This window comes from Aliirhizobium smilacinae (assembly GCF_006335145.1).
GTDB classification, from domain to species: domain Bacteria; phylum Pseudomonadota; class Alphaproteobacteria; order Rhizobiales; family Rhizobiaceae; genus Neorhizobium; species Neorhizobium smilacinae.
In genome coordinates this window covers 295298-316578 of sequence record NZ_VDMN01000006.1, presented here as the reverse complement: position 1 = coordinate 316578, position 21281 = coordinate 295298, and the positions used below count along the sequence as shown (strand labels likewise).

The following is a 21281-nucleotide window of genomic DNA, read 5'->3' as shown; positions in this document are numbered from 1 at the left end:
CGAAAAGTCGCAGCTTTGGGAAATCCGCCCGGTACCGGCCCGAAACCAATCACAACAACTCGTCAAGAGAACCACAAAGGGGAATAGACGCATGCATAAACTGAAACTTCTGTTGGCCGGCACCGTTGCTGCGCTGGCGCTTTCCGGCGCCGCCGCACATGCGGCACGCGGGACGGACGGAGATCTCAAGATCCTGTTCTGGCAGGCCGTCTCCACCATGAACCCCTATCTTTCGGGCGGAACGAAGGAAGTTTTTGCGTCCTCGATCGTCATCGAGCCCCTGGCGCGCACCGATGAAAAGGGCGAACTCGTGCCCTTTCTGGCAGCAGAAATCCCGACCATCGACAATGGCGGCCTGGCGAAAGACCTGCTCAGCCTGACCTGGAAGCTGAAGCCGGATGTCAAGTGGTCCGACGGCACACCCTTCACCGCAGAAGATGTGATCTTCACCTGGAAATATTGCACCGCGCCCGATGGCGGCTGCGCTCAGGCCGCCCAGTATGAAGGCGTCAAGAATGTCGAGGCCGTCGATCCGCATACGGTGAAGATCACCTTCACCGAGCCAAAACCCTATCCCTATTCGGCCTTTGTAGGCGGCCAGTCGCCGATCATCCAGGCGGCCCAGTTCAAGGATTGCGTCGGCGCCAAGGCTCCGGGCTGCACCTCCGCCAACTTCGGTCCGATCGGCACCGGTCCGTTCGTCGTCAAGGACTTCAAGCCGAATGACGTCATCACCTTCGCGGCAAACGCGAACTACCGCGATCCGGCCAAGCCGGCCTTCGCCTCGATCACGCTCAAGGGCGGCGGTGATGCGGCATCGGCTGCCCGCGCCGTGCTCGAAACCGGCGAATACGATTACGCCTGGAACACCATGGTCGAGCCGGAAGTGCTGCAGACTATGCTGGCTGCCGGCAAGGGCAGGCTTGAATCCGCCTTCGGCACCAATGTCGAACGTATCAACCTCAACCACTTCAATGCCGATCCTTCCCTCGGCGACAAGCGTTCAACGGCCGATGCAGGCCCGCATCCGTCGTTGAAGGACCCGGCCGTGCGCCGCGCCCTCTCGCTTGCTATCGACCGCGACATCATCGTTGAGGCCGGTTACGGCGCAGCCGGCAAGGCCACCTGCAACATCGTCCCTGCACCGGCAGCCGTCGCCTCCACGAAGAACGACGAATGGTGCCTGAAGCAGGACATCGCCGGCGCCAACAAGCTGCTCGACGACGCAGGCTGGGTAAAGGGTGCTGACGGCATCCGCGCCAAGGATGGCGTCAAGCTCTCCTACCTCTACTCCACCTCGACCAACTCCGTCCGTCAGGCGACACAGGAACTGGTCAAGGCCATGTGGGCGGAAATCGGCGTCGGAGCGGAATTGCGCAACGCATCGGCTGCCGTCTTCTTCGGCGGCGACCCGGCAAGCCCGGACACGTTCCAGAAGTTCTATGCAGACGTCGAGATGTACACCAACAACTTCGACGGCACCGACCCGGAAAAATACCTGGCGGAATGGCTGTGTGACAAGGTTCCCGGCCCGGCAAACGGCTGGCAGGGTCAGAACATCCCGCGTTATTGCAACCCGGCATACGACAAGCTGGTCGGTGAACTCTCCAAGACCGCCGATGTCGAAAAGCGTAATGCGCTTTCCAAGCAGCTCAACGACATGCTGACGGAAGAAGGCGCCCATATCGCGCTCGTCCACCGCGGCGATCTCTCGGCCTTTGCCGTGACGCTCGAAGGCGTCAAGATGAACTCCTGGGACAGCCAACTCTGGAACCTCGCCGACTGGTATCGCAAGAAGTAATGCGGGTTGCCGGGCGGAGTTCGTCTCCACCCGGCATGCGCTTTCGACCTGACTATGACCGGCCCCACCGCAAAAGGCGGGGCCGGATCACAAGGAATTCGGAATCCTACGGCGCCGGCCACCCGCAACTGCCCTGTCGAGGCGACGCAGAGGCGCAGCCCGGAGAAAGTTTCATATGTTCACATACACGTTGCGACGATTGTTCTTCGCAATACCGACCCTGCTGATCATCAGCTTCGTCATCTTCGCGCTGCTCGATCTGGCGCCGAATGACCCGACCGGCGACCTGCCGCTGACCATTCCGCCCGAAGTCCGCGAACAGATCCGTGCCTCGCTCGGCATGGACCAGCCTTTCTTCTTCCGCTATCTCGCCTGGCTGCAGCAATTTTTCATCAATGAACCGCTGAACATTCTGGAAAGATTGACCGGCTGGCAGTTCGGCGACGGCCAGCGCCTTCGCGTGCTCTCCTGGGCAACCCGCAGCCCCGTGGTCGACCTGATCGTCCAGCGCCTGCCGCAGACGCTCTGGGTCGTCGGCCTCGCCTATCTCTTCGGCATCTTGATCGCCATCCCGATCGGCGTCATCTCTGCCTACAGGCAGTATTCCATCTTCGACCAGATCGGCACCTTCATCTCGATGGTCGGTTATTCGGTTCCGACTTTCTTCACTGGCGTGCTGCTGATCGTCATTTTCTCCTCCTATCTCCAGTGGTTCCCGTCGGTCTACGACACCAACCTCCAGGTTACGGACTTTTCGAGCTTCGTTGCGCAGATGCGGCAGATGGCGCTGCCGGTCGCGGTTCTGGCGCTCTACAACGCCTCACAGATCGCCCGTTTCGTCCGCGCCTCGATGCTCGACAACCTGCACCAGGATTACGTCCGCACCGCCCGCGCCAAAGGCGTAAAGGAAAAGACCGTCCTGCTCGTACACGTCCTGCGCAACAGCCTGATCCCGGTCGTCACCGTAATCGCCCTCGGCGTGCCGACGATCTTTTCCGGCGCCATCATTACCGAGCAGATCTTTCGCGTGAATGGCCTTGGCCAGCTTCTCATCACCGCCGTCCAAGGTGCGGATATTCCGCTCGTCCAGACGCTGACCTTCATCTTCGCGGTGCTGATCGTCCTCTTCAACCTGATCGCCGACGTACTTTACGGCATTCTTGACCCGAGGATCCGTTATGACTGACGCGACCATCGCCTCCCCCGCTCCCGCCATCGCCTCCACCCCGACCCGCTCGGCTATGGCCGATATGTGGCGCCAGTTCAGCGCCCACAAGGGTGGTGTCGCCGGCCTGATCGTCTTCGTTTTCATTCTTCTGGCGGTCTATGTCGGGCCTTACATCCACAGGGTCGCACCGAACCAGATCAACATCCGCGACAAGAACCAGTGGCCGTCGCTCGCCCATCCTTTCGGCACCGACAATCTCGGCAAGGACATGCTGGCGCAGGTCCTGGCCGGTGGCCGCATCTCGCTTGCCGTCGGCATCACCGCGATGTTGCTGGCACTTTTTCTCGGCACGCTGGTCGGCGTCCTGTCCGGTTATTTCCGCAGGCTCGATGGCCCGCTGATGCGGATAACCGATCTGTTCCTCGCATTGCCGCTGCTGCCGCTGCTGCTCGTCATCCTGCTTCTCTTTCGCGATACGCTGCGTGCCGCTTTCGGCCCTGAAACCGGCATCTTCATCCTGATCGTGGTCGTCATCGGCGTGACCAGCTGGATGCACACCGCCCGCATCGTGCGTGGCGACGTTCTGGCGATAAAAAGCCAGGAATTCGTGCTGGCAGCAAAATCGAGCGGCATGCGTGAATACCGCATCGTTCTCAAGCACATTCTCCCCAACGTGCTCTCCTCGATCATGGTCTCGGCAACATTGGGCATCGCCTCGGCGATCATCACGGAATCGTCGCTGAGCTTCCTCGGCCTCGGCTTTCCTTCGGACTTCCCCACCTGGGGTCGGCTGCTGTTCGATGGCGCCAACTTCCTGCAGCTCACGCCGTCCCGTGTGCTTTGGCCGGGGCTCGCCATCTCGATGACCGTGCTCAGCGTCAACTACATGGGCGATGCTATCCGCGACGCACTCGATCCACGCGCGGTGAAGCGCTGAGAGCAGGCCAACCGGCAATTCATGGACGGCGGCGAAAGCCGCCGTTTTCATTTTCAAAGACCGCCAGACAGGGCTTGAATCTTTTTATCAAATAAACCGGAACCTTCTTTATTGCCGCTCGTTATATGAGTGTCCGAAGGCGACCCCCCGTCCCCCGCCCTACAAAGCTTTCGGACATACTCTTCAATCCCCCTCGAAGAGACGAGCCGGCTCGGTTTCCCAAGGAAACCGAGCCGGATCTGTTTTGGTTCGGCGCCGAGGCGTCCGGAACTCGCCGAAAACTGCTCAAGACTTTTATATGATGATTTATGGCGTAGCGGGACGCGGTGTCACTCTGCGCCGTGATCGAGCGGAAAGCGCAGCTTGTAACTGATGACCTGACCGGAGATCACATACTCGGCTTTGCCATTGACGGAAGCCGGCACGACCCTTTCGAGCACGGTGCTGCCGAAATGGGCTTTCAATCCCTCCTCCGTCGCATCGCCATCGTTGGAGCCGTTCAATCTCTCGTCCCAGCTTATATCGAGGTAATCGTGCCCATCAGCATTCACCCGCGTCGAGCTTATCTCGATCGGCCGACCGTTACGCAGCAGCGAGCCATGGCTGACGGCATTGACCACCAGTTCGTGCAGCGCCAGGCCCAGATGCAATGAGGCATTCGGTGAAAGCAACACATTGTCTCCGGAGATTTTCACCATATGCCGGTTGTCCGGCATATACTTCTCCGTCTGCTGCCGCACGAGATCGAAAAGATAGGCGCCGCGCCAGCTGGAGTCGGTGATCAGGTCCTGGCTTTGCGACAGCGAATAGAGCCGCCCCCTGAATTTGTGCAGGAATAGGTCGAGCGAGCCGGAATAACGCGCCGTCTGCATCGCAATGCTCTGAATGATGGCCAGCAGGTTCTTGGAACGGTGGCTCACTTCGCGCAGCAATGCCCGCAACAGGCGCTCGCGGTGCCGTTCCTCGGAACGGTCGATGATCGTCGTCACGAGGTGCAGCCCGCCGGACTGGAATTCCACCGCCTGCACCCGGAATTCGAATATCTGGTCTGAGCCGACGGTCACCTCGATATGACCCTTCCGGCCGCTTTCCGTCATGCCTTGCTTGAGGGTAAGCAGCTTATCGGCAACCTCATCGCCAAACAGAGCGGCATCGCTTGGGCTCAGAATATCTTCCGGCGACCACACCTCAGGCAGATTGGCGAAGTAGAGGTAGTCCAGCCCCTTGTTCTGAATGATGATACTCGCGCCAAGGTCGATGAGCGCGGGCATAAAAAACTCCCGCAGCTTGTCATCACTCTGACCAGCGTGCTGCCATGTCAGCGGATGCGCCAATCTTGCCACTCCATCTACCGCTTCATCCCGTGCCGCGCCAATGGCGGGACCGGATTTTCGTGTTTCTCTCTTAGGACCGCCCGTCTGAGCGAGCGAGTCCAAAATGCGCGGCGTGATGAAGACGGCCGGGTGCCCCTGCTTCGTACGCGCCGGTCCGGAGGCTTTGCCCCCGCACCTGCAATGTCAGACCATCATTAAGAATAGGCACAAGACAATTAAAACAAGGGGTGGCAAGCCGGCTGAGCGGACGTGCCACAACCTTGTTTGTGGAATTTTGTTCCTGTCGCATCGAAGCGATGATCAAACCGCTCACGCGGCCGCCTTGACCGCCTCGTTGAAGAACAGCGCCTGACTGATTAGTGCCTTGACCATGTCCGGGTTGAACGGCTTGGTCACGAGGAAGGCAGGCTCCGGGCGCTCGCCGGTCAGAAGCCGTTCCGGGAACGCAGTGATGAAGATCACCGGCACGTTGGAAGTCTTGAGGATCTCGTTGACCGCATCGATACCGGAGCTGCCGTCGGCCAGCTGGATATCGGCAAGCACCATCTTCGGCTGCGACGACTGGAACAGCGACACGGCTTCCTTGTGCGTGCGGGCGATGCCCGTTACACGGTGGCCGAGATCCTGCACCATCTGCTCGATATCGAGCGCGATCAGCGGCTCGTCTTCGATGATCATGATGTCGGTCGCGACCTGACGCGAGATTTCGCGAGAAGCTTCGTCAAGTAGCTTGTTGACTTCCGCTACGCTGACATCGAGCACTTCGGCAGATTCCTCAGGCGTGAAGCCTTCCACGGAAATCAGCAGAAATGCGTGTCTTGCCTGCGAAGGAATGTTCGAAAGATTGATCGCCGCCCGCTGTTCCCACGCGAACGGGGATTCGATCGGTCGGATCTCGATGGATGTGGAACCAAAAATTGCGACGAAGAGTTTATAAAGCGAAACGCGATCCTTCGAGCTTTCCGGAAAAATGGAAACATCGGCAATCAGCGCTTCCAGAACGGCCGCCACATAAGCGTCTCCTGACGTCTGCGATCCGGTTACCGCACGGGCATACCGACGGAGATACGGAAGGTGCGACGCAACGCGCGTGGTGAGTGACATACAAATTCTCCCCTGGGCCCGATTGGGCAATTGACGTGGGATTAACGTGGCAATGTAAAATAAGTTCCGCAAGACGGAACTTTTTTTAATCTCGGGCATTCTACTCCCGACAATTTGCAAGCAGGCGCCCGCGTTATGAGTGACGAGACGAAAAAGCAGGATATGACCACAGCCCAGCCCTCACAGATTAAGCCAGGTACCATAGCTCCCAATGCTTCCATTTCCCGGAAGCTGAAGGAGTTTTACGATGCCGTGCAGGAAGAAGGCATTCCGGATCGTTTCCTCGATCTCCTGGAACGATTGGAAGCGGCCGAGAATGCTCAAAAGGCAAACGCCAAGGCGGTGGATGCAAAATGAGTACCCAGAGCGAGTCCGATGATCGCGTCTTCAAGCGAGACCTGCTTGCGTCGCTCCCCAACCTGCGCGCTTTTGCCGTATCCCTGACCGGCCGCCACGACAAGGCGGACGATCTGGTTCAGGATACGATCATGAAAGCCTGGGCCAACCAGAAAAGCTTCACGGCGGGCACCAATATGCGCGCTTGGCTGTTCACCATCCTCCGCAACGAATTCTACAGCCAGATGCGAAAGCGTGGCCGCGAAGTTCAGGATAGTGATGGCCTGTTCTCCGAACGCTTCTCCGTTCACCCGGAACAATATGGCCGTCTCGATCTGCAGGATTTCCGTCAGGCTCTCGACAAGCTGCCGGAAGACCAGCGCGAAGCGATCGTCTTGGTCGGCGCCGCCGGCTTTGCCTACGAGGAAGCCGCGGAAATCTGCGGTTGCGCCGTCGGCACGATCAAGAGCCGCGTCTCCCGCGCCCGTACCCGACTTCAGGAACTGCTTGGCGTATCCGGCGAAAGCGACTACGGCCCGGATGCCGGCGATGCCGCAATCACCGCAAGAGCCTTTGGTAGCTGATTTTCATCAGCCAACCATCATCAGAAAGACCGCCTCCGGCGGTCTTTTATTTTGGAGATCAGGAGCTTGCGATATTCCCAACCAGATACCCAGGCCGGGCCGCAACTCACATCTCACGGACCCATCGCGAGCAACAAAAAAGCCGCCCGAACCCGAGCGGCTTATTGTTTTTATCGAGCTGAAAGAACCTATTCAGCCGGTGGCGGCCCCTGTCGCGGGCCAAGCCCGCTGCCACCCTTGGTGACAAGAAACCCCAGCCCTCCGACGGCTGCCAGAAGCAGAAGCGGTTTGGACTTCATCAGCAATGGCAGGGCGGAGACGGCAGCCGTCATGGCCAGTGCTCTCTGGCTGTTCGCTACGGCCACCCGCTTTTTGCGACGTTCCTCGGCGGCATTGAGGATCATCACACAGGCGATGATGAACAACGCCATGACGATCATGCCGCCGGCGATGACCAGCATCGCGATCGGCAGGCCCCAGCGCTCTCCCAGATGAACGGCGAGCGCCGCCACCAGCAACCCGTAGGCTGTCCATAAAAACGCAGCCGCGATCCCGTAAAGGATCGCGTTGCGCCTGATCTTCCGTTTCAGCGCCGCCACATCCATCGCAACGAAGGATGCGATCAGCGGACCCAATGCGGTAAACATCAGCGGCGCGACAGGAGTGCGAACACGAAGCCGACGCCGGCGGCGATGGCAACCGACTGGATCGGCTTGGCGCGGATCTGGTTCTCGAGGTCACGCTCCCAGGTCAGAGCCTGGTTCTTGGCGGCTTCCGCGATCTGATAGGACGCATCGGTGGCATCGGCTGCAGCACGCTTGGCCTTGCCTTTCACCTCGTAAGCCTTCTCGTTGCCGACGGCAGCAACAGTCTTGGCAAGCGAGGCAATGTCTTCACGTAGCTGCTGCAGCTGGACTTCGATATCCTTGGTCGAAGCGGCAGAACCGGTGCGCGGGAATTCGGTCGTCGTCGAGGTCGATGCGGGCATGACGGTCTCCTGTTTGATCATGTTCGTTTTGGCTGCGGGCGATGCCTTGGTTTTGCGCGGGGCAACAGCGGATCGCTTTGTCGGCGCTGACGCCTCGGCCGGCACGACCGGCTTTTTCCGGGAGCGAACTGTCCTGGATTTAGTGGCAATGTCGTTCAAGCGATAACTCCCCTACCCGTCGGTCACGGCAACACAAAACCTGCATGCCAATGGCTGCACGCGATCAACGTGAGTGTGAGGAATTTGTTCCAATCCTGAACGACAAAAACCGAGAATGTCTCAGCCGGATTTCATTTTAGGATCGAGCAGATCACGCAGGCCATCGCCGAGCATGTTCAAGCCCAGCACCGCAAGCGCGATCGCCAGTCCCGGCATGATTGCAAGCCACGGCGCTTGGGCAAAGAAGGTCTGGCTGTCGGCCAGCATCCGCCCCCATGTGGGATTGGGCGGCGGCATGCCGAGCCCGAGAAAGGAGAGCCCTGCTTCCGTCAGGATCGCCAGACCGAGCTGGATCGTCACCTGCACGATGATCTGGTTGGAAATGTTGGGCAGGATATGGACAAGCGTGATCGTCGTCTTCGACCGACCGATGCCGATAGCCGCCGTCACATAGTCCCGCGCCCAGATCTGCCGCGCGGCAGCAAGCGTCAGCCGCGCAAAGACCGGTACCATGAACACCGCAATGGCAATGATTGCGGTAAAACGACCCGAGCCGATAAAGGCTCCGAGCATCATCGCGGACAGGATCGGTGGGACGGCAAAAATGATGTCGCAGCCGCGCATCACGATCAGTTCCAGCCATCCTCGCCGCATCGCGACGATCACCCCGACTGCAGAGCCCAAGCTCGCTCCGATCGCCACCGCCAGAAACGAGGTCGAGAGCGAATTCCACGCCCCGACCATCAGCATGGAAGCCACGTCACGCCCGAACTGATCCGTGCCGAACAGCCCTCCTGGCCCGAGCGGCGGCTTCAATCTCTGCACGATGTTCATCTTCGACGGCAGCGACGGCGTCCAGACAAGCGAAAGGAGCGCCACGGCAATCAGCGTCAGCGAAACGACGAGCCCGATCAGCAGCACCGGTCGGCGAAATACACCTGCCATCACGCCGTCACCCTCAATCTCGGATCGATGAACACATAGGCGAGATCGACCAGAAAATTCATCACGATCACCAGTGCCGAGAAGAACAGCACCACATCCTGCATGACGATGATGTCGCGTTGCGCCAGCGCCTGATAGGCAAGCCGCCCGAGCCCCGGAAGGTTGAAGACGTTTTCGACCAGCACCGCGCCGGCGATCAGGAAGGTGAACTGCATGCCAAGCATGGTGACAACGGGAATGAGCGCATTCGGCAGTGCATGTCGCCAGACCGCCGCGCTGTCACTCAAGCCCTTGGCGCGCGCAGTTCGCACGAAATCCTCGTTCATCACCTCCAGCACGGAGGTGCGTGCCACCCGCGTCAGCACGCCCGCCTGAGGCAGAGCCAGCGCGATGGCCGGCATCAGCAGAGCCGTCAGGCCGGCCCACAAACCGGCATCCCAGCCGGGAAAGCCCCCTGCCGGCATCCAGCCGAGCTTGGTCGAAAAGGCGATCACCAGAAGCAGCCCAACCCAGAAGGCCGGCACCGCGATCGAGACATAGGAGAAAGCACCGGCAACATGGTCGAACAGACTGTTTTGCCGACGCGCCGCAGCAACCCCGAGCGGCACCGCGATCGCAACCGACATCACCACCGCCATCAGCGCCAGCGGCAGCGTCACGACAAGACGCTCGGCAATCAGCCCCGCGACCGGAACACCATAGGTATAGGATTGCCCAAGATCGCCTTGAACGAGGCCAGCAAGCCAAGCCAGATATCGAACGGCCAGCGGTTCATCGAGACCAAGCTGCGCCCTCAGCGCCGCCAACGTCTCCGGTGTCGCCGACGTCCCAAGCATGATCGCCGCCGGATCGCCGGGCAGAAGGTTCATCACGGTGAAAATGAGTAGTGATACAACGAGCAGCGTGACGAAGAGACTGACGATGCGGCGGATGAAGATGGAGATCATGGTTTGGCACGCCTCCACTTGCCATCGGGAACTCTGCGCAAGCCCCTCACCCTAACCCTCTCCCCGTAAACGGGGCGAGGGAACGTGCCTCGCGCGACGTTGTCAGGGACGTAGAGGTTGCGGCAAGTGTCCTTCTCCCCGCATGCGGGGAGAAGGTGCCGGCAGGCGGATGAGGGGCAAGCCCCGAATGCCAACGCAACGCCCCTCACTCTTCCCAAAACACCTCGGTCAGCACATTCGACGGGATTGGTTCGTTTTCCCAAAGTCCCTTAAGCTTCTTGTCCCAGATCCCGAGCTTCGGCATCACAAAAAGAAACAGTGCCGGCACGTCATTGGCGAGAATGGTCTGCGCCTCGCCATAAAGCTTGTCTTGTTCAGTGGCATCTGTGCTGGCCTCCACCTTGGCCAGAACCGAATTGAACTCCGGGTTCTTGTAGTTGAAGTAATACGGGTCGCGGGCATAGATATCGATATCCATCGGCTCCGCATGAGCGACGATAGTCATATCGTAATCGGCGGCTTTCAGCACATCCGCTACCCATTTCGCCGGAAACTCGGTGGTTTCGATATTCATCGTCACGCCGATTTCGGCAAACAGCGCCTGCAATATCTGCGAGGTCCGCTGCGCATAGGCCATTTGCGGCGCCTTGATGGTAAAGGTGAAACCGTTCGGATATCCGGCTTCCGCCAGCAGCGCCTTGGCCTTTTCGGTGTCGTAGGGATAGACGCCGGTCAGATCCTTGTAACCGCGGTCATTCGGCGTGTAGTGGCTGCCGATCGGCGTGCCGAGGCCCGACCACGCGCCTTCGACGACCATCGCCCGGTCGACCGCCATCATCAGCGCCTGACGAACCTTCTTGTCGGAAAACGGCTTGCGGCTGTTGTTCATGCCCGCGACGACCTTAAGCTCGGTATTGCCGATCACGGTCGCCAGCTTGGCGTTCCCTTCGAAGGACGAAACCAGTTCCGGCGCGCCGAATTCCGGAAACGCATCGACATCGCCCGCCGTCAATGCTGCGGACTGCGCCTGCGGATCATTGATGAAACGGAAGGAAGCCGTCTCCAGCTTCACCGAGACTTGCTTGTTCCAGTAATCGGCATTCTTCTTTAGATCGACCTTGGTGCCCTTGGCCCAGCTGCCGAAGACGAAAGGCCCGGTGCCAACAGGATTGGTCTTGTTGTCCGCTGCCGTCGATGGCTCCACCATTACGGCTGCAGGCCATCCGAACCAGTAAAGCAGGCTGCCGGTCGGCTGCTTGAGCTTCAATACCAGCGTCGAGGCATCCGGCGTCTCGATCGTATCGATCGAAGTGAAATACCGCTTCTGCGGATTGACGCTGTCCGCGCCGCGCGCGCGGTCGAGGGTGAACTTGGCGACCGAGCTATCGAAAGCGACGCCATTGTGGAATTTCACACCCTGACGCAGTTTGAACGTGTAGGTCTTGCCGTCCGGCGACACGTCCCAGCTCTCTGCAAGCTGCGGCTGCACCTTGCCCGCCTTGTCGATCGTCGTCAGCCCTTCGAAAATATTCTGCCAGGTGACCTGCCCGATCATGACCTGTGCACCGATCGTCGGATCGAGACCGCCCGGCTCCACCGTCATGCCGATCGTCGCTGCGGTTTTTGGCGCAGCCTGCGCATATGGGGCCGCGAAGGCAACGCCCGCGCCGAGCGCAAGCGCCATCACGCCACGCCGAGAGACCTGAGACCAGGAAAAAATCGTCTGCATCCTATACGTTCCCCGTTATTCGCCATTCAGCTTTGTTGAGTGCAGTCTAAGGGCATTTCGCAACTGCACACAATGCCCATTCGCCACCTGTCGAACACTTCCGATCTTGCTGAAACACGCGCTTACGCGCGGCGAAATCCCTCGCTGGCGATCAGCAGCTGCCGCGTATAGTCGGCTGCGAAATCATGGCTTTCCAGCGCATCGGCCGTCACGGTCTCCACCACCTTGCCGGATTTCATCACCGCCAGCCGCTCGCACATATGGCTGATGACGCCGAGATCGTGGCTGACCATCACGAAGGTCAGATTGCGGTCGCGCCTCGCCTGTTCGAGCAGGTTGAGGATTTCCGCCTGGATCGAGGCATCGAGCGCCGAGGTCGGCTCGTCGAGCAGCAGAACCTTCGGCTCAAGGATCAGTGCACGGGCGATCGCCACACGCTGGCGCTGCCCACCGGAAAGCTGGTGCGAATAGCGAAACCGGAAACCGGACCCCAAACCCACTTCGTCCAGCGCCCGCATGATGCGGGCATCGACATTGTCGAACCCGTGGATCGCCAAAGGCTCCAGAAGCAGCCGGTCGACAGTCTGGCGCGGATGAAGCGAGCCGTAGGGGTCCTGAAACACCATCTGCACGGTGCGGTAAAAATCCTTCGACCGGTTCCGGCCGGAATAGGATTGTCCATTGATCGTCAGCGTCCCGGCGCTGAACGCATTCAGCCCCGCCACCGCACGCAGCAGCGTCGATTTTCCCGACCCGCTTTCACCGACGATGCCGAAACTCTCGCCGGCCGCCACATCGATCGACACATGGTCGAGCGCCAGGAACTCGTCGAAACTGACCACCATATCCCTGACGGAAAGAACGTTTGCCGTCATAGCGCCCACTCCTTCTTGCGGTCGAGCACCGGCAGCGGATGCCGATCGGTGCCAATCGTCGGCAGGCAGTTGAGCAGGCCTTGCGTATAGGGATGCTGCGCCTTGGAAAGGTCGGCCGACGGTAGTTCCTCCACCACGCGACCCGCATACATGACCAGTACCCGGTCGCAGAAGGACGAGACGAGCCGCAGGTCATGCGACACGAAGATCAGCCCCATGCCACGCTCGGCCACCAGCTTGTCGAGAATGCCCAGCACTTCCAGCTGCACCGTCACGTCGAGCGCCGATGTCGGTTCGTCGGCAATCAGCAGTTCCGGGCCGCAGATCAGCATCATCGCGATCATCACCCGCTGGCCCATGCCGCCGGAAACTTCATGCGGATAAAGCGCAAACACCCGTTCCGGATCGCGGATCTGTACCGCCTCCAGCATCGCGATCGTCCGTGCCCGGGCCTCGGCAGCCGAGACCTTCTCGTGCGTCTTCAGCGTCTCGATGATCTGCCGGCCGATCGTCATCACCGGGTTCAGCGAATATTTCGGATCCTGCAGAACCATGCCGATCCGCTTGCCACGGATATCCCGGCGCTCCTTGTTGGAGATTTTCAGCAGGTCGCGCCCGGCAAAATTCAGCGTCTTGGCGGTGATCTGCGCATGCTGCGGCGTCAGGCCCATGATCGCCCTGCCCGTCTGCGACTTGCCCGAGCCGCTCTCGCCGACAATACCGAGCCGCTCGCGCCCGAGCGTGAAGGATACGCCGCGCACGGCCTCGATCACGCCGGTGCGTGTCGGAAAACTGACGCGCAGGTCATCGACCGTCAGCAATGGCGCTTCTTTGGAAACAGTGCTCATTGCCCCGCCTCCTTCGGATCGAGCGCATCGCGCAACCCGTCGCCGAGCAGGTTGAAGCCGAGGCTGACGATCAGGATCGCCGCACCGGGCATGGCGGCCACCCACCACTGGTCGAGAATGAAACGACGGCCCGACGCGATCATCGCACCCCATTCGGGAAGCGGAGGCTGCGCGCCGAGACCGAGAAAGCCGAGGCCGGCCGCAGTCAGGATGATGCCCGCCATGTCGAGCGTCACACGCACGATCAGCGACGAAAGGCAAAGCGGCATCACATGCCGCAGCACGATGCGGAACGGCGACGCGCCCATCAGCTTCACCGCCGAAATGAATTCCGAATTTCGAAACGTCATCGTCTCGGCGCGGGCAATACGCGCATAAGGCGGCCAAGAGGTGACGGCGATCGCCAGCACCGCATTCTCGATGCCGGGTCCAAGAGCCGCCACCAGCGCCAGCGCCAGAACCAGCTTCGGGAAGGCGAGAAAGATGTCGGTGATCCGCATCAGGATCGCATCCACCCAGCCGCCGGCATAACCGGAAACCGTGCCGATGATCAGGCCCACGGGCGCCGCGATGATCGCCACCAGCACCACGACGAACAACGTCAGCCGCGAACCGTGGATCAAACGGGAAAGAATATCACGTCCCTGATCATCGGTGCCGAGCAGGTAACCCGCCGAACCCGGCGGCAGAAGTCGCGAATTGCGCAGGTCGCCCTGCACTGGATTATGCGGCGCCAGCACATCTGCAAAGATCGCAACAAGGATCAGAAGGATGATGATGCCGAGGCCTGCAAGCGCCAGCCGGTTGGCGGAAAACCGTCGCCAGATCACATAGGCGCGGCCGAGCCGGGCCTGATGCCGTGAGGTCGGCTGTTCGGAAAGCAGCCATTCCCGGCTGTAGGGTTTCAGTGTCGCTTCGATCACGCTCATCGGCTTCTCGTCCTCGGGTCGAGCGTCCGGTAGAGAAGATCGGACAATATATTGATGGCAATGAACACCGCGCCAATGACGATCGTGCCGCCGAGCACCGCATTCATGTCGGCATTCTGCAGCGAATTGGTGATGTAGAGCCCGAGCCCCGGCCACGAAAAGATCGTCTCGGTCAGCACCGAGCCCTCAAGCAGGCCGGCATAGGAGAGCGCGATCACGGTCACCAGCGGCACGGCGGCATTGCGCAGCGCGTGGAACCAGATGATCCGCGTTTCCGAAAGTCCCTTGGCCCGTGCCGCGACGACATATTCCTGTTGCAGCTCGTTGAGCATGAACGAGCGCGTCATGCGGCTGATATAGGCGAGCGAGAAATAACCGAGCAAGCCGCCGGGCAGTATGATGTGGCGGAACAGATCCCATGCCACGTCCCATTGCCCCTGCCACATGGCATCGAACAGGAAGAAACCCGTCATCGGGGTGAACGTGTATTCGTAGACGATGTCCATGCGGCCCGGATAGGCGACCCAGCCGAGCTTGGCATAAAACAGAACCAGCGCCAGCAGGCCGAGCCAGAAGATCGGCACCGAATAACCGATCAGCCCGATCACGCGCACGATCTGGTCGGCGATCGAACCACGCTTGACCGCGGCCAGAACCCCGAGCGGAATCCCGATCAGCGCCCCGATGATCGTGCCGATCGTGGCAAGCTCGATCGTCGCGGGAAAGACCCGCGCGATGTCGGTCATGACCGGGTTGGTAGTCAGCACCGAAATGCCGAAATCACCCGTCAGCGCCTGTTTGATATAGATCCAGAACTGCTGGTAAAGCGGCAGGTTGAGCCCGAGCTGTTCGCGCACGCGCTCCACCACATGCGCCGGCGCCCGGTCGCCGACGATGGCCAGCGCCGGATCGATCGGCACCACGCGGCCAATGAAAAACGTGACGGCCAGAAGGCCGAGAAAAGTGGTGACGACCGTGACCACGAAACGGGCCACGGCCATACCAAAGGAGGAAGCACGGCGCCGGTTGCGCCGCGTCACTGCCGTCGTATCGGTAAGCGTCAAGGAGTTCTCCTTGAGAGGATTGACAAAAATCGCCACCCACTCGACGTCATGCTCGGGCCTGTCCCGGGCATCTACAACGGATCACAATCTGGAACCGTCAATAGATCCTCGGGACAGGCCCGAGGATGACGCCGCGCAAGGCGCAACGGTTCAGCCAACAGCCTCCCGTCTATTACTTCGAGACCGGATAGACGAAGTTGGTATCGAAGCTCGGGCCGAGCTTGAAATCCTTCAGCTTCGAAGAATAACCGGCCACTTCCGTCTGCTGGAAGACGATCACGAACGGGCTCTGCGCCAGAACCTTCTTCTGCAGGTCTTCATAGGTGGCCGCGCGCTTTGCGGCATCCTTTTCGAGAAGCGCGCCCTTGCCGGCGTCGGAAAGGTCCTTCGGCACGTCCCAGGCATTGCGCCAGGCGAGCGTCTTGTTCTTGCCTTCGTCGGAATTGTCCGCGTTGACGGTGAAGGTTTCGGCATTTGAGTTCGGGTCGAAATAGTCCGAACCCCACTGGCCGATATAGATGTCATGCGTGCGGGCGCGGTATTTGGTCAGCGTCTGCTTGCCGTCGCCCGGAATGATTTCCAGCTTGATCCCTGCCTGCGCCAGCGTCTGCTGCACGCTTTCGGCAATACCGGTCACCGGCTGCGTGTTGCGCACATCCATGGTCACGGTGAAGCCGTCCTTGAGGCCTGCCTTGGCAAGCAGTTCCTTGGCCTTGGCCACGTCGAGCTTGTAAGGGTTGTCGTTCAGAGCGCCGAGCTGGCCTTTCGGCAGAAACGTCTGGTGGATCTCGCCGATACCCTTGATCAGGGTCGCGCCGATCGCATCATAGTCGACGAGATACTTGAACGCTTCCGCTACTTCCGGCTTGGCCAGGTTGGCGTTTTTCTGGTTGAGGCTGAAATAGTAGATCGTGCCCTTCGGTGCGGAAGTCAGCGAAATGCCTTCCTTCTTGGAAACGGCATCCACGTCGTTCGGCTCGAGGTTACGGGCAACGTCGATATCGCCGTTTTCCAGTGCCAGACGCTGGCCGGAGCTTTCCTTCATATGACGGTAGATGACGCGCTTCAGCTTCGGCTTTTCACCGTAATAATTCGGATTGGCTTCCATGATGACGGCTTCGTTGGCGCGCCATGCGAGAACCTTGTAGGGGCCGGAACCGGCAAAACCGGTCTTCATCCACTCGTTACCGAAATCGCTGTCGTATTTGTAGTCCGCCGAAGGCGTCATGGCCTTGGCATGTTCGGTCGCCACTTTCTTGTCGACGACGGAAGCGACGGTCGCGGTCAGCACGTTCAGCACGAAGCTCGGCGCATAGGCCTTGTCGACGGTGAAGGTGAACGTGTCGGGAGCGGTTGCCTTGGCCTTCTCGGCCACGTTGTCACCGGTCAGCCCGAACTGGGTGAGCAGGAAGGCTGGCGACTTGTCGAGCTTGACGGCACGTTCGAACGAGAACGCCACGTCCTCGGCGGTCAGCGGATTGCCGGAAGCGAACTTCAGGTCCGGTTTCAGCTTGAACGTATAGGTCATGCCGTCGTCGGAAACCGTCCAGCTGGCCGCCAGATCGCCGATGACCTTGGACGTGTCGGCCGGATCCAGCATGACGAGCTTGCTGTAGGTGTTGGCGGTCACTTCGGCGGTGGAAAGCTCGAAGGCTTCGCCCGGATCGATGGTGATGATGTCGTCGATCGCAAAACCTTCGACCAGCGTGTCGGCCGGCGTTGCCGCGAAAGCCTGCGGTGCTGCAGCGAGCAGCAGCGAAAGTGCGGCACTCGTCGAGAGCACTCGGACGGAAGTGCGGAGTGAATGGAGCATGATCAGTTCCCCTGTTTTCATTTGCTCATGTTCGGCCGGTTTTAAGCCGTTATTCGTGCCAGGCTTGCTTAAGAACTCTCAACCAGTTCTCTCGGGTCAGCTTGGCCAAATCCTCACCAGCGTATCCCGCTGTTTTTAAAGCTGCAACCAGATTTTGGTTACCCGCTGAATCGCGGATTTCGACAGGCACGGTGCAGCCGTCAAAGTCCGATCCGAGCGCCACGTGATCGATCCCCATCCGCTCCACCATGTAGTCCACATGACGAACCATGTCGGAAAGCGGCGTCGCGGCAATATCCAGCCCGTCATCGCGCAGCATGGTAACGGCATAGTTCAGGCCCACGAGCCCGCCACTGTCCTTGATCGCATCCATCTGTTTGTCGGTGAGGTTACGCGCCACCGGCGTCAGCGCATGCGCATTGGAGTGGCTGGCGATCAGCGGCTGGTCGGAGGTTTTGGCCACGTCCCAAAAACCCTTTTCGGTAATATGCGACAGATCGATCAGGATGCCGAGCCTGTTGCAGGCCTTGACCAGTTCGAAACCGAGATCGGTCAGCCCCGGCCCGGTATCGGTCGTCATCGGAAAGGCAAATGGCACACCATGGCCGAATATGTTGTGGCGGCTCCACACCGGCCCGAGCGACCGCAGGCCGGCCGCGTAAAACACGTCGAGATTGTCGAGATCGCCATCGATCGGCTCGCAGCCTTCCATATGGAGGACCGCCGCGAAGACGTCATCGTTCATCGCCTGGCGAATATCTGCCGTCGTCCGGCACAGTTTCCAGGCACCGGCGCGATCGAGCCGCAATGCGATCGCGGCCTTTTCCAGCCCGATATCCAGCGACGGAGCATAGTCGAGCGGGGCTGCGAGCGGCGTCACATAACTTCCGTCCGGCTCGGGATCTTTCAGCACGAGATCGCCGGAAGGGATGTAGATGGCGCACAGACCACCGGCCAGTCCGCCGGCCCGCGCCCTTGGCGCATCGATATGGCCTTCCGCCGTGCCGTTCGTGAATTCCGCAACGGGATCGCCCCCCGCCTTCATGTTCCGCCAGAGCCGCAACAACACATCGTTATGGCCGTCGAACACCAGTTCCATCAAATTCTTCCTGATAATTCCGCTTGGGTCTTGGGGTGGGTGGCGACGATCCTAGTCACCAATCCCATGTCCGCAAGCCGAAAATGAAGCTGCGTCGCCTTGGGCGAACAAGAGTTCTTTCACGCGAAGTCTTTCGCGTGAAAGAACTTTTATCATTAGCGATCCGGTCGAATAGTCGTCATACCGACCACGTCGCGTCACCCGCTTTGCTCAATATCGGCGTACGAAAGCAGGAAACCACGCGGCCCCGCCACTGCGAGCCATAATCGTCGAGCTTCGTCTCCCAGCGATCCGATTGCAGCATCGCCGCACCAATCACCACAGGCTCGATGCCGAGCGAGGTCATCAATGTCAGGCCGGAAATGATCGAGGTGCCGGACGAGATCACGTCGTCAATCAGCGCCACCCGCTTGCCCTTTATCAGCGGCATCATCCGCGGATCGACATAAAGCCGCTTCTCCTGTTCGGGCGTAGTGATCGACGAAAGCGGCACGGAAAGCTCCTCGTCGTACCAGAATTTCTTCGACGTCCCGAGCGGCACGTAACGGGCAAAGCCCAGCATCCGCGCCACTGCGGCCGCAAGCGTCAAGCCCAGTGTCGGCAGGCCGACGATTACCTCTGGACGCAAGGCTGCGATCTTCGGCGCCAGATCGGCGGCCAGCGCATCCTGCACGTCGAAACTCGCCTGGTTGATGATCAACGATGCCAGCGCATGGTTGCCGTCGGACAGCGACCGGATTGGCAGCCTGATCTGCTCGCCACGCTCCAGTCTGGCAGGAAAGAAGCCCGAAAACGGTCCTTCTTCAGCGAAGCTTCCCGGCGCGTGGATCGCCTGCCAGAACTCGTGCGGCTGCATCGCTTCTTCCATCTATCGCTTGTCCTATTGGAGTATTTCGAGGATCGGCGTCTCCAATAGCGTGCCGGTGGTCACATCTGCAATGCCCCGGTCGGTCTGGTGCGGCCCGGCATTGCAGGCAAGCGTTGCACCGAAACAGGCCTTAAACACCAGATAGGGCGGTTGCCAATCGACGACCTTGTCCATCGCTGCCCGGATTGCCCGGAACTGCTCGGCCACCACCTCGACCGGCTCCTCGGAAACAAGACCGGCCAGCGGCAGCGGCAACAGGCTCACCACCTTGCCGTCGATCGCCACGGCCATGCCGCCGCCCGACGCAATTACCGCATTGGCGGCCGCTGTCATGTCGCGCGGATCGGAGCCGAAAACCGTGAGGTTGTGGCTGTCATGTGCCACCGTGGTGGCGAAGGCGCCCTTCCATTGGCCCCATCCGGTGAGGAAACCCAAGCGGGTGCGGCTGTCGACACGTCCGTGGCGATGAGTCACGGCGATCAACACCGTGTCCTGCGGGGGTACCACAAATCCGTTTTCGACAGCCGCATCCGCCTGCCCCCAGCTCGTGAATCGCGGCCGGTCAATGGTCGCGATCCTCACCTGGGTGCCTTGAGAGCGAAGTCTGAAATCATCCTCCTGCAACGCCTGCAGCTTGACCGAGCGGCGCAGCGGATTGGGATTTATCCGGCACACATCGCTCGCCATCTTGCCCTTGCGGGAAACGATGTGCCCGCTGGCGACGACCGCGCGTGTGCGAAAATCCTTAAGGTCTTCGAAGAGCACGATGTCCGCACGCCGGCCGGCCGCGATCAACCCGAGATCGGCACGACCGATCCTGACTGATCCGTTCAGCGTCGCCGCCTGCAGCGCCCATTCCGGCTTCAGTCCATAGCGCACCAGCCGCCGCACCACGTCATCGAGCCCGCCGCCATTGACGAGATCGTCGGGAAACACGTCATCGGTGCAGATCGTCACCGTCTGCGGCAGGTGCCCGAGCGTATTCAGCGCCTCGACGAATTCCGGCAGAAGGTGGTCGTGCGAGCCGCGCATCTCGATCGTCAGACCGGCGCGCAGTTTCTGCATCAGATCCTCGGCAGAAGTCAGTTCGTGGTCGGACGTGATGCCCGCCGCCATGAAGGCTGCAAGATCGCCACCGGCCAGTCCGCGGCCATGGCCGTTGACCAGCTTTTCGGACACGAGCGCCGCCTGCACGATGCCACGCATGCGCGGCTCGCGGTCGATCACGCCGCGCATGTTCATCACTTCCGCAAGGCCGGCGATCTTCGGCCACAACAGCATTTCTTCAATCGTATCGGCATCGAAATCCGCGCCGGCCGCTTCGTAACCGGGCGCCGATGGCACGCAGGACGGCGCCATGACCAGCGCCCTGAGCGGCAGCGAGCGGACGGCCTCCACCGACCATGCGACGCCATCGACGCCGCAGACATTGCCGAATTCATGCGGATCCCAGACGACGGTGGTCACCCCGCGCGGCACCACGGTCTCGGCATAGGTCGCCGGCGTCACCATCGAGCTTTCGATATGCATATGCGTGTCGATCAGGCCCGGCGAAACGAACGTGCCGGTAGCATCGATCACCTGCGCCGCATCTGCGCGCGCTCCACGCTCATGAACGCTGACGATCATCGGCCCGACGATGCCGATATCGGCAGGCCTCAATTCGCCTGTCACCACATCCACCAGCGTGCCGCCGGCAATCAGGATGTCGAAGGGCGCATCGCCCCGAGCCACCATCACGGCACGGTCGCGA

General features: G+C 60.5%; 20 protein-coding genes. 5 read left to right on the top strand and 15 right to left on the bottom strand.

The features are described from left to right. Positions 1–91: 91 nt before the first annotated feature. The 3 genes from FHP24_RS23200 (at position 92) to FHP24_RS23190 (ending at position 3906) form a co-directional block, all read left to right on the top strand. Entirely contained in the window at positions 92–1801 is a 1710-nt protein-coding gene (locus tag FHP24_RS23200; protein ID WP_139678594.1) for a peptide ABC transporter substrate-binding protein, read from the top strand. Between the two features lie 175 nt (positions 1802–1976). Further along, on the top strand, positions 1977–2987 hold the full coding sequence (locus FHP24_RS23195; RefSeq protein WP_139678593.1) for an ABC transporter permease: 1011 nt from the start codon (positions 1977–1979) through the stop codon (positions 2985–2987). After that, positions 2980–3906: an ABC transporter permease gene (locus FHP24_RS23190; RefSeq protein ID WP_139678592.1), complete on the top strand. Its 927-nt coding sequence runs from the start codon at positions 2980–2982 to the stop codon at positions 3904–3906. Before FHP24_RS23195 ends, FHP24_RS23190 begins: the two co-directional genes overlap by 8 nt. A gap of 329 nt (positions 3907–4235) precedes the next feature. Here FHP24_RS23190 and FHP24_RS23185 read toward each other — a convergent pair whose 3' ends face one another. Together FHP24_RS23185 and FHP24_RS23180 are read right to left on the bottom strand one after the other, a co-directional pair. Beyond that, positions 4236–5177, bottom strand: coding sequence for a sensor histidine kinase (locus FHP24_RS23185; protein WP_139678591.1), 942 nt, complete (start codon positions 5175–5177; stop codon positions 4236–4238). Between the two features lie 372 nt (positions 5178–5549). Beyond that, entirely contained in the window at positions 5550–6344 is a 795-nt protein-coding gene (locus FHP24_RS23180; protein ID WP_139678590.1) for a response regulator, read from the bottom strand. Positions 6345–6506: 162 nt separating this feature from the next. Between FHP24_RS23180 and FHP24_RS23175 the strand changes: the two genes are divergently transcribed. Together FHP24_RS23175 and FHP24_RS23170 are read left to right on the top strand one after the other, a co-directional pair. Then, positions 6507–6701, top strand: coding sequence for a NepR family anti-sigma factor (locus FHP24_RS23175; protein WP_139678641.1), 195 nt, complete (start codon positions 6507–6509; stop codon positions 6699–6701). Continuing rightward, on the top strand, positions 6698–7264 hold the full coding sequence (locus FHP24_RS23170) for an RNA polymerase sigma factor (RefSeq protein ID WP_139678589.1): 567 nt from the start codon (positions 6698–6700) through the stop codon (positions 7262–7264). The genes FHP24_RS23175 and FHP24_RS23170 overlap by 4 nt, the downstream gene beginning before the upstream one ends. 188 nt (positions 7265–7452) lie before the next feature. Here FHP24_RS23170 and FHP24_RS23165 read toward each other — a convergent pair whose 3' ends face one another. The 13 genes from FHP24_RS23165 to FHP24_RS23105 all read right to left on the bottom strand — a co-directional run bounded on the left by FHP24_RS23165 (position 7453) and on the right by FHP24_RS23105 (position 21265). Continuing rightward, positions 7453–7911: a hypothetical protein gene (locus FHP24_RS23165; protein ID WP_139678588.1), complete on the bottom strand. Its 459-nt coding sequence runs from the start codon at positions 7909–7911 to the stop codon at positions 7453–7455. Beyond that, complete coding sequence (locus tag FHP24_RS23160) at positions 7911–8252, bottom strand: DUF883 family protein (RefSeq protein WP_139678587.1); 342 nt, start codon at positions 8250–8252, stop codon at positions 7911–7913. The genes FHP24_RS23165 and FHP24_RS23160 overlap by 1 nt, the downstream gene beginning before the upstream one ends. A gap of 279 nt (positions 8253–8531) precedes the next feature. Next, positions 8532–9356: an ABC transporter permease gene (locus tag FHP24_RS23155; protein ID WP_139678586.1), complete on the bottom strand. Its 825-nt coding sequence runs from the start codon at positions 9354–9356 to the stop codon at positions 8532–8534. Continuing rightward, positions 9356–10303, bottom strand: a complete 948-nt coding sequence (locus FHP24_RS23150) for an ABC transporter permease (RefSeq protein WP_139678585.1) — start codon at positions 10301–10303, stop codon at positions 9356–9358. The genes FHP24_RS23155 and FHP24_RS23150 overlap by 1 nt, the downstream gene beginning before the upstream one ends. A 205-nt stretch (positions 10304–10508) precedes the next feature. Then, entirely contained in the window at positions 10509–12032 is a 1524-nt protein-coding gene (locus FHP24_RS23145; RefSeq protein ID WP_139678584.1) for an ABC transporter substrate-binding protein, read from the bottom strand. Between the two features lie 122 nt (positions 12033–12154). Beyond that, a complete protein-coding gene (locus FHP24_RS23140) occupies positions 12155–12907 on the bottom strand; it encodes an ABC transporter ATP-binding protein (RefSeq protein ID WP_139678583.1) in 753 nt (250 codons plus the stop codon). Further along, positions 12904–13755, bottom strand: a complete 852-nt coding sequence (locus tag FHP24_RS23135) for an ABC transporter ATP-binding protein (protein WP_139678582.1) — start codon at positions 13753–13755, stop codon at positions 12904–12906. Before FHP24_RS23135 ends, FHP24_RS23140 begins: the two co-directional genes overlap by 4 nt. Next, positions 13752–14684, bottom strand: a complete 933-nt coding sequence (locus FHP24_RS23130) for an ABC transporter permease (RefSeq protein ID WP_139678581.1) — start codon at positions 14682–14684, stop codon at positions 13752–13754. The genes FHP24_RS23135 and FHP24_RS23130 overlap by 4 nt, the downstream gene beginning before the upstream one ends. Next, positions 14681–15685: an ABC transporter permease gene (locus FHP24_RS23125; protein WP_394344664.1), complete on the bottom strand. Its 1005-nt coding sequence runs from the start codon at positions 15683–15685 to the stop codon at positions 14681–14683. Before FHP24_RS23125 ends, FHP24_RS23130 begins: the two co-directional genes overlap by 4 nt. A gap of 235 nt (positions 15686–15920) precedes the next feature. Then, on the bottom strand, positions 15921–17561 hold the full coding sequence (locus tag FHP24_RS23120; protein ID WP_139678579.1) for an ABC transporter substrate-binding protein: 1641 nt from the start codon (positions 17559–17561) through the stop codon (positions 15921–15923). A gap of 49 nt (positions 17562–17610) precedes the next feature. After that, complete coding sequence (locus tag FHP24_RS23115; RefSeq protein WP_139678578.1) at positions 17611–18660, bottom strand: dipeptidase; 1050 nt, start codon at positions 18658–18660, stop codon at positions 17611–17613. A 178-nt stretch (positions 18661–18838) separates the two neighbouring features. Beyond that, the gene (locus FHP24_RS23110) at positions 18839–19528 is read right to left on the bottom strand and encodes a phosphoribosyltransferase (RefSeq protein ID WP_139678577.1); all 690 of its coding nucleotides are present in this window, start codon (positions 19526–19528) and stop codon (positions 18839–18841) included. 12 nt (positions 19529–19540) lie between these two features. Beyond that, positions 19541–21265, bottom strand: coding sequence for an adenine deaminase (locus FHP24_RS23105; protein ID WP_139678640.1), 1725 nt, complete (start codon positions 21263–21265; stop codon positions 19541–19543). Positions 21266–21281: the final 16 nt, after the last annotated feature.

Bases quoted from the DNA above. Each gene is read 5' to 3' on its own strand.
- FHP24_RS23200 (WP_139678594.1), top strand. From the start codon at position 92: ATGCATAAACTGAAACTTCTGTTGGCCGGCACCGTTGCTGCGCTGGCG.
- FHP24_RS23195 (WP_139678593.1), top strand. From the start codon at position 1,977: ATGTTCACATACACGTTGCGACGATTGTTCTTCGCAATACCGACCCTG.
- FHP24_RS23190 (WP_139678592.1), top strand. From the start codon at position 2,980: ATGACTGACGCGACCATCGCCTCCCCCGCTCCCGCCATCGCCTCCACC.
- FHP24_RS23185 (WP_139678591.1), bottom strand. From the start codon at position 5,177: ATGCCCGCGCTCATCGACCTTGGCGCGAGTATCATCATTCAGAACAAG.
- FHP24_RS23180 (WP_139678590.1), bottom strand. From the start codon at position 6,344: ATGTCACTCACCACGCGCGTTGCGTCGCACCTTCCGTATCTCCGTCGG.
- FHP24_RS23175 (WP_139678641.1), top strand. From the start codon at position 6,507: ATGACCACAGCCCAGCCCTCACAGATTAAGCCAGGTACCATAGCTCCC.
- FHP24_RS23170 (WP_139678589.1), top strand. From the start codon at position 6,698: ATGAGTACCCAGAGCGAGTCCGATGATCGCGTCTTCAAGCGAGACCTG.
- FHP24_RS23165 (WP_139678588.1), bottom strand. From the start codon at position 7,911: ATGTTTACCGCATTGGGTCCGCTGATCGCATCCTTCGTTGCGATGGAT.
- FHP24_RS23160 (WP_139678587.1), bottom strand. From the start codon at position 8,252: ATGCCCGCATCGACCTCGACGACGACCGAATTCCCGCGCACCGGTTCT.
- FHP24_RS23155 (WP_139678586.1), bottom strand. From the start codon at position 9,356: ATGGCAGGTGTATTTCGCCGACCGGTGCTGCTGATCGGGCTCGTCGTT.
- FHP24_RS23150 (WP_139678585.1), bottom strand. From the start codon at position 10,303: ATGATCTCCATCTTCATCCGCCGCATCGTCAGTCTCTTCGTCACGCTG.
- FHP24_RS23145 (WP_139678584.1), bottom strand. From the start codon at position 12,032: ATGCAGACGATTTTTTCCTGGTCTCAGGTCTCTCGGCGTGGCGTGATG.
- FHP24_RS23140 (WP_139678583.1), bottom strand. From the start codon at position 12,907: ATGACGGCAAACGTTCTTTCCGTCAGGGATATGGTGGTCAGTTTCGAC.
- FHP24_RS23135 (WP_139678582.1), bottom strand. From the start codon at position 13,755: ATGAGCACTGTTTCCAAAGAAGCGCCATTGCTGACGGTCGATGACCTG.
- FHP24_RS23130 (WP_139678581.1), bottom strand. From the start codon at position 14,684: ATGAGCGTGATCGAAGCGACACTGAAACCCTACAGCCGGGAATGGCTG.
- FHP24_RS23125 (WP_394344664.1), bottom strand. From the start codon at position 15,685: ATGGCCGTGGCCCGTTTCGTGGTCACGGTCGTCACCACTTTTCTCGGC.
- FHP24_RS23120 (WP_139678579.1), bottom strand. From the start codon at position 17,561: ATGCTCCATTCACTCCGCACTTCCGTCCGAGTGCTCTCGACGAGTGCC.
- FHP24_RS23115 (WP_139678578.1), bottom strand. From the start codon at position 18,660: ATGGAACTGGTGTTCGACGGCCATAACGATGTGTTGTTGCGGCTCTGG.
- FHP24_RS23110 (WP_139678577.1), bottom strand. From the start codon at position 19,528: ATGGAAGAAGCGATGCAGCCGCACGAGTTCTGGCAGGCGATCCACGCG.
- FHP24_RS23105 (WP_139678640.1), bottom strand. From the start codon at position 21,265: ATGGTGGCTCGGGGCGATGCGCCCTTCGACATCCTGATTGCCGGCGGC.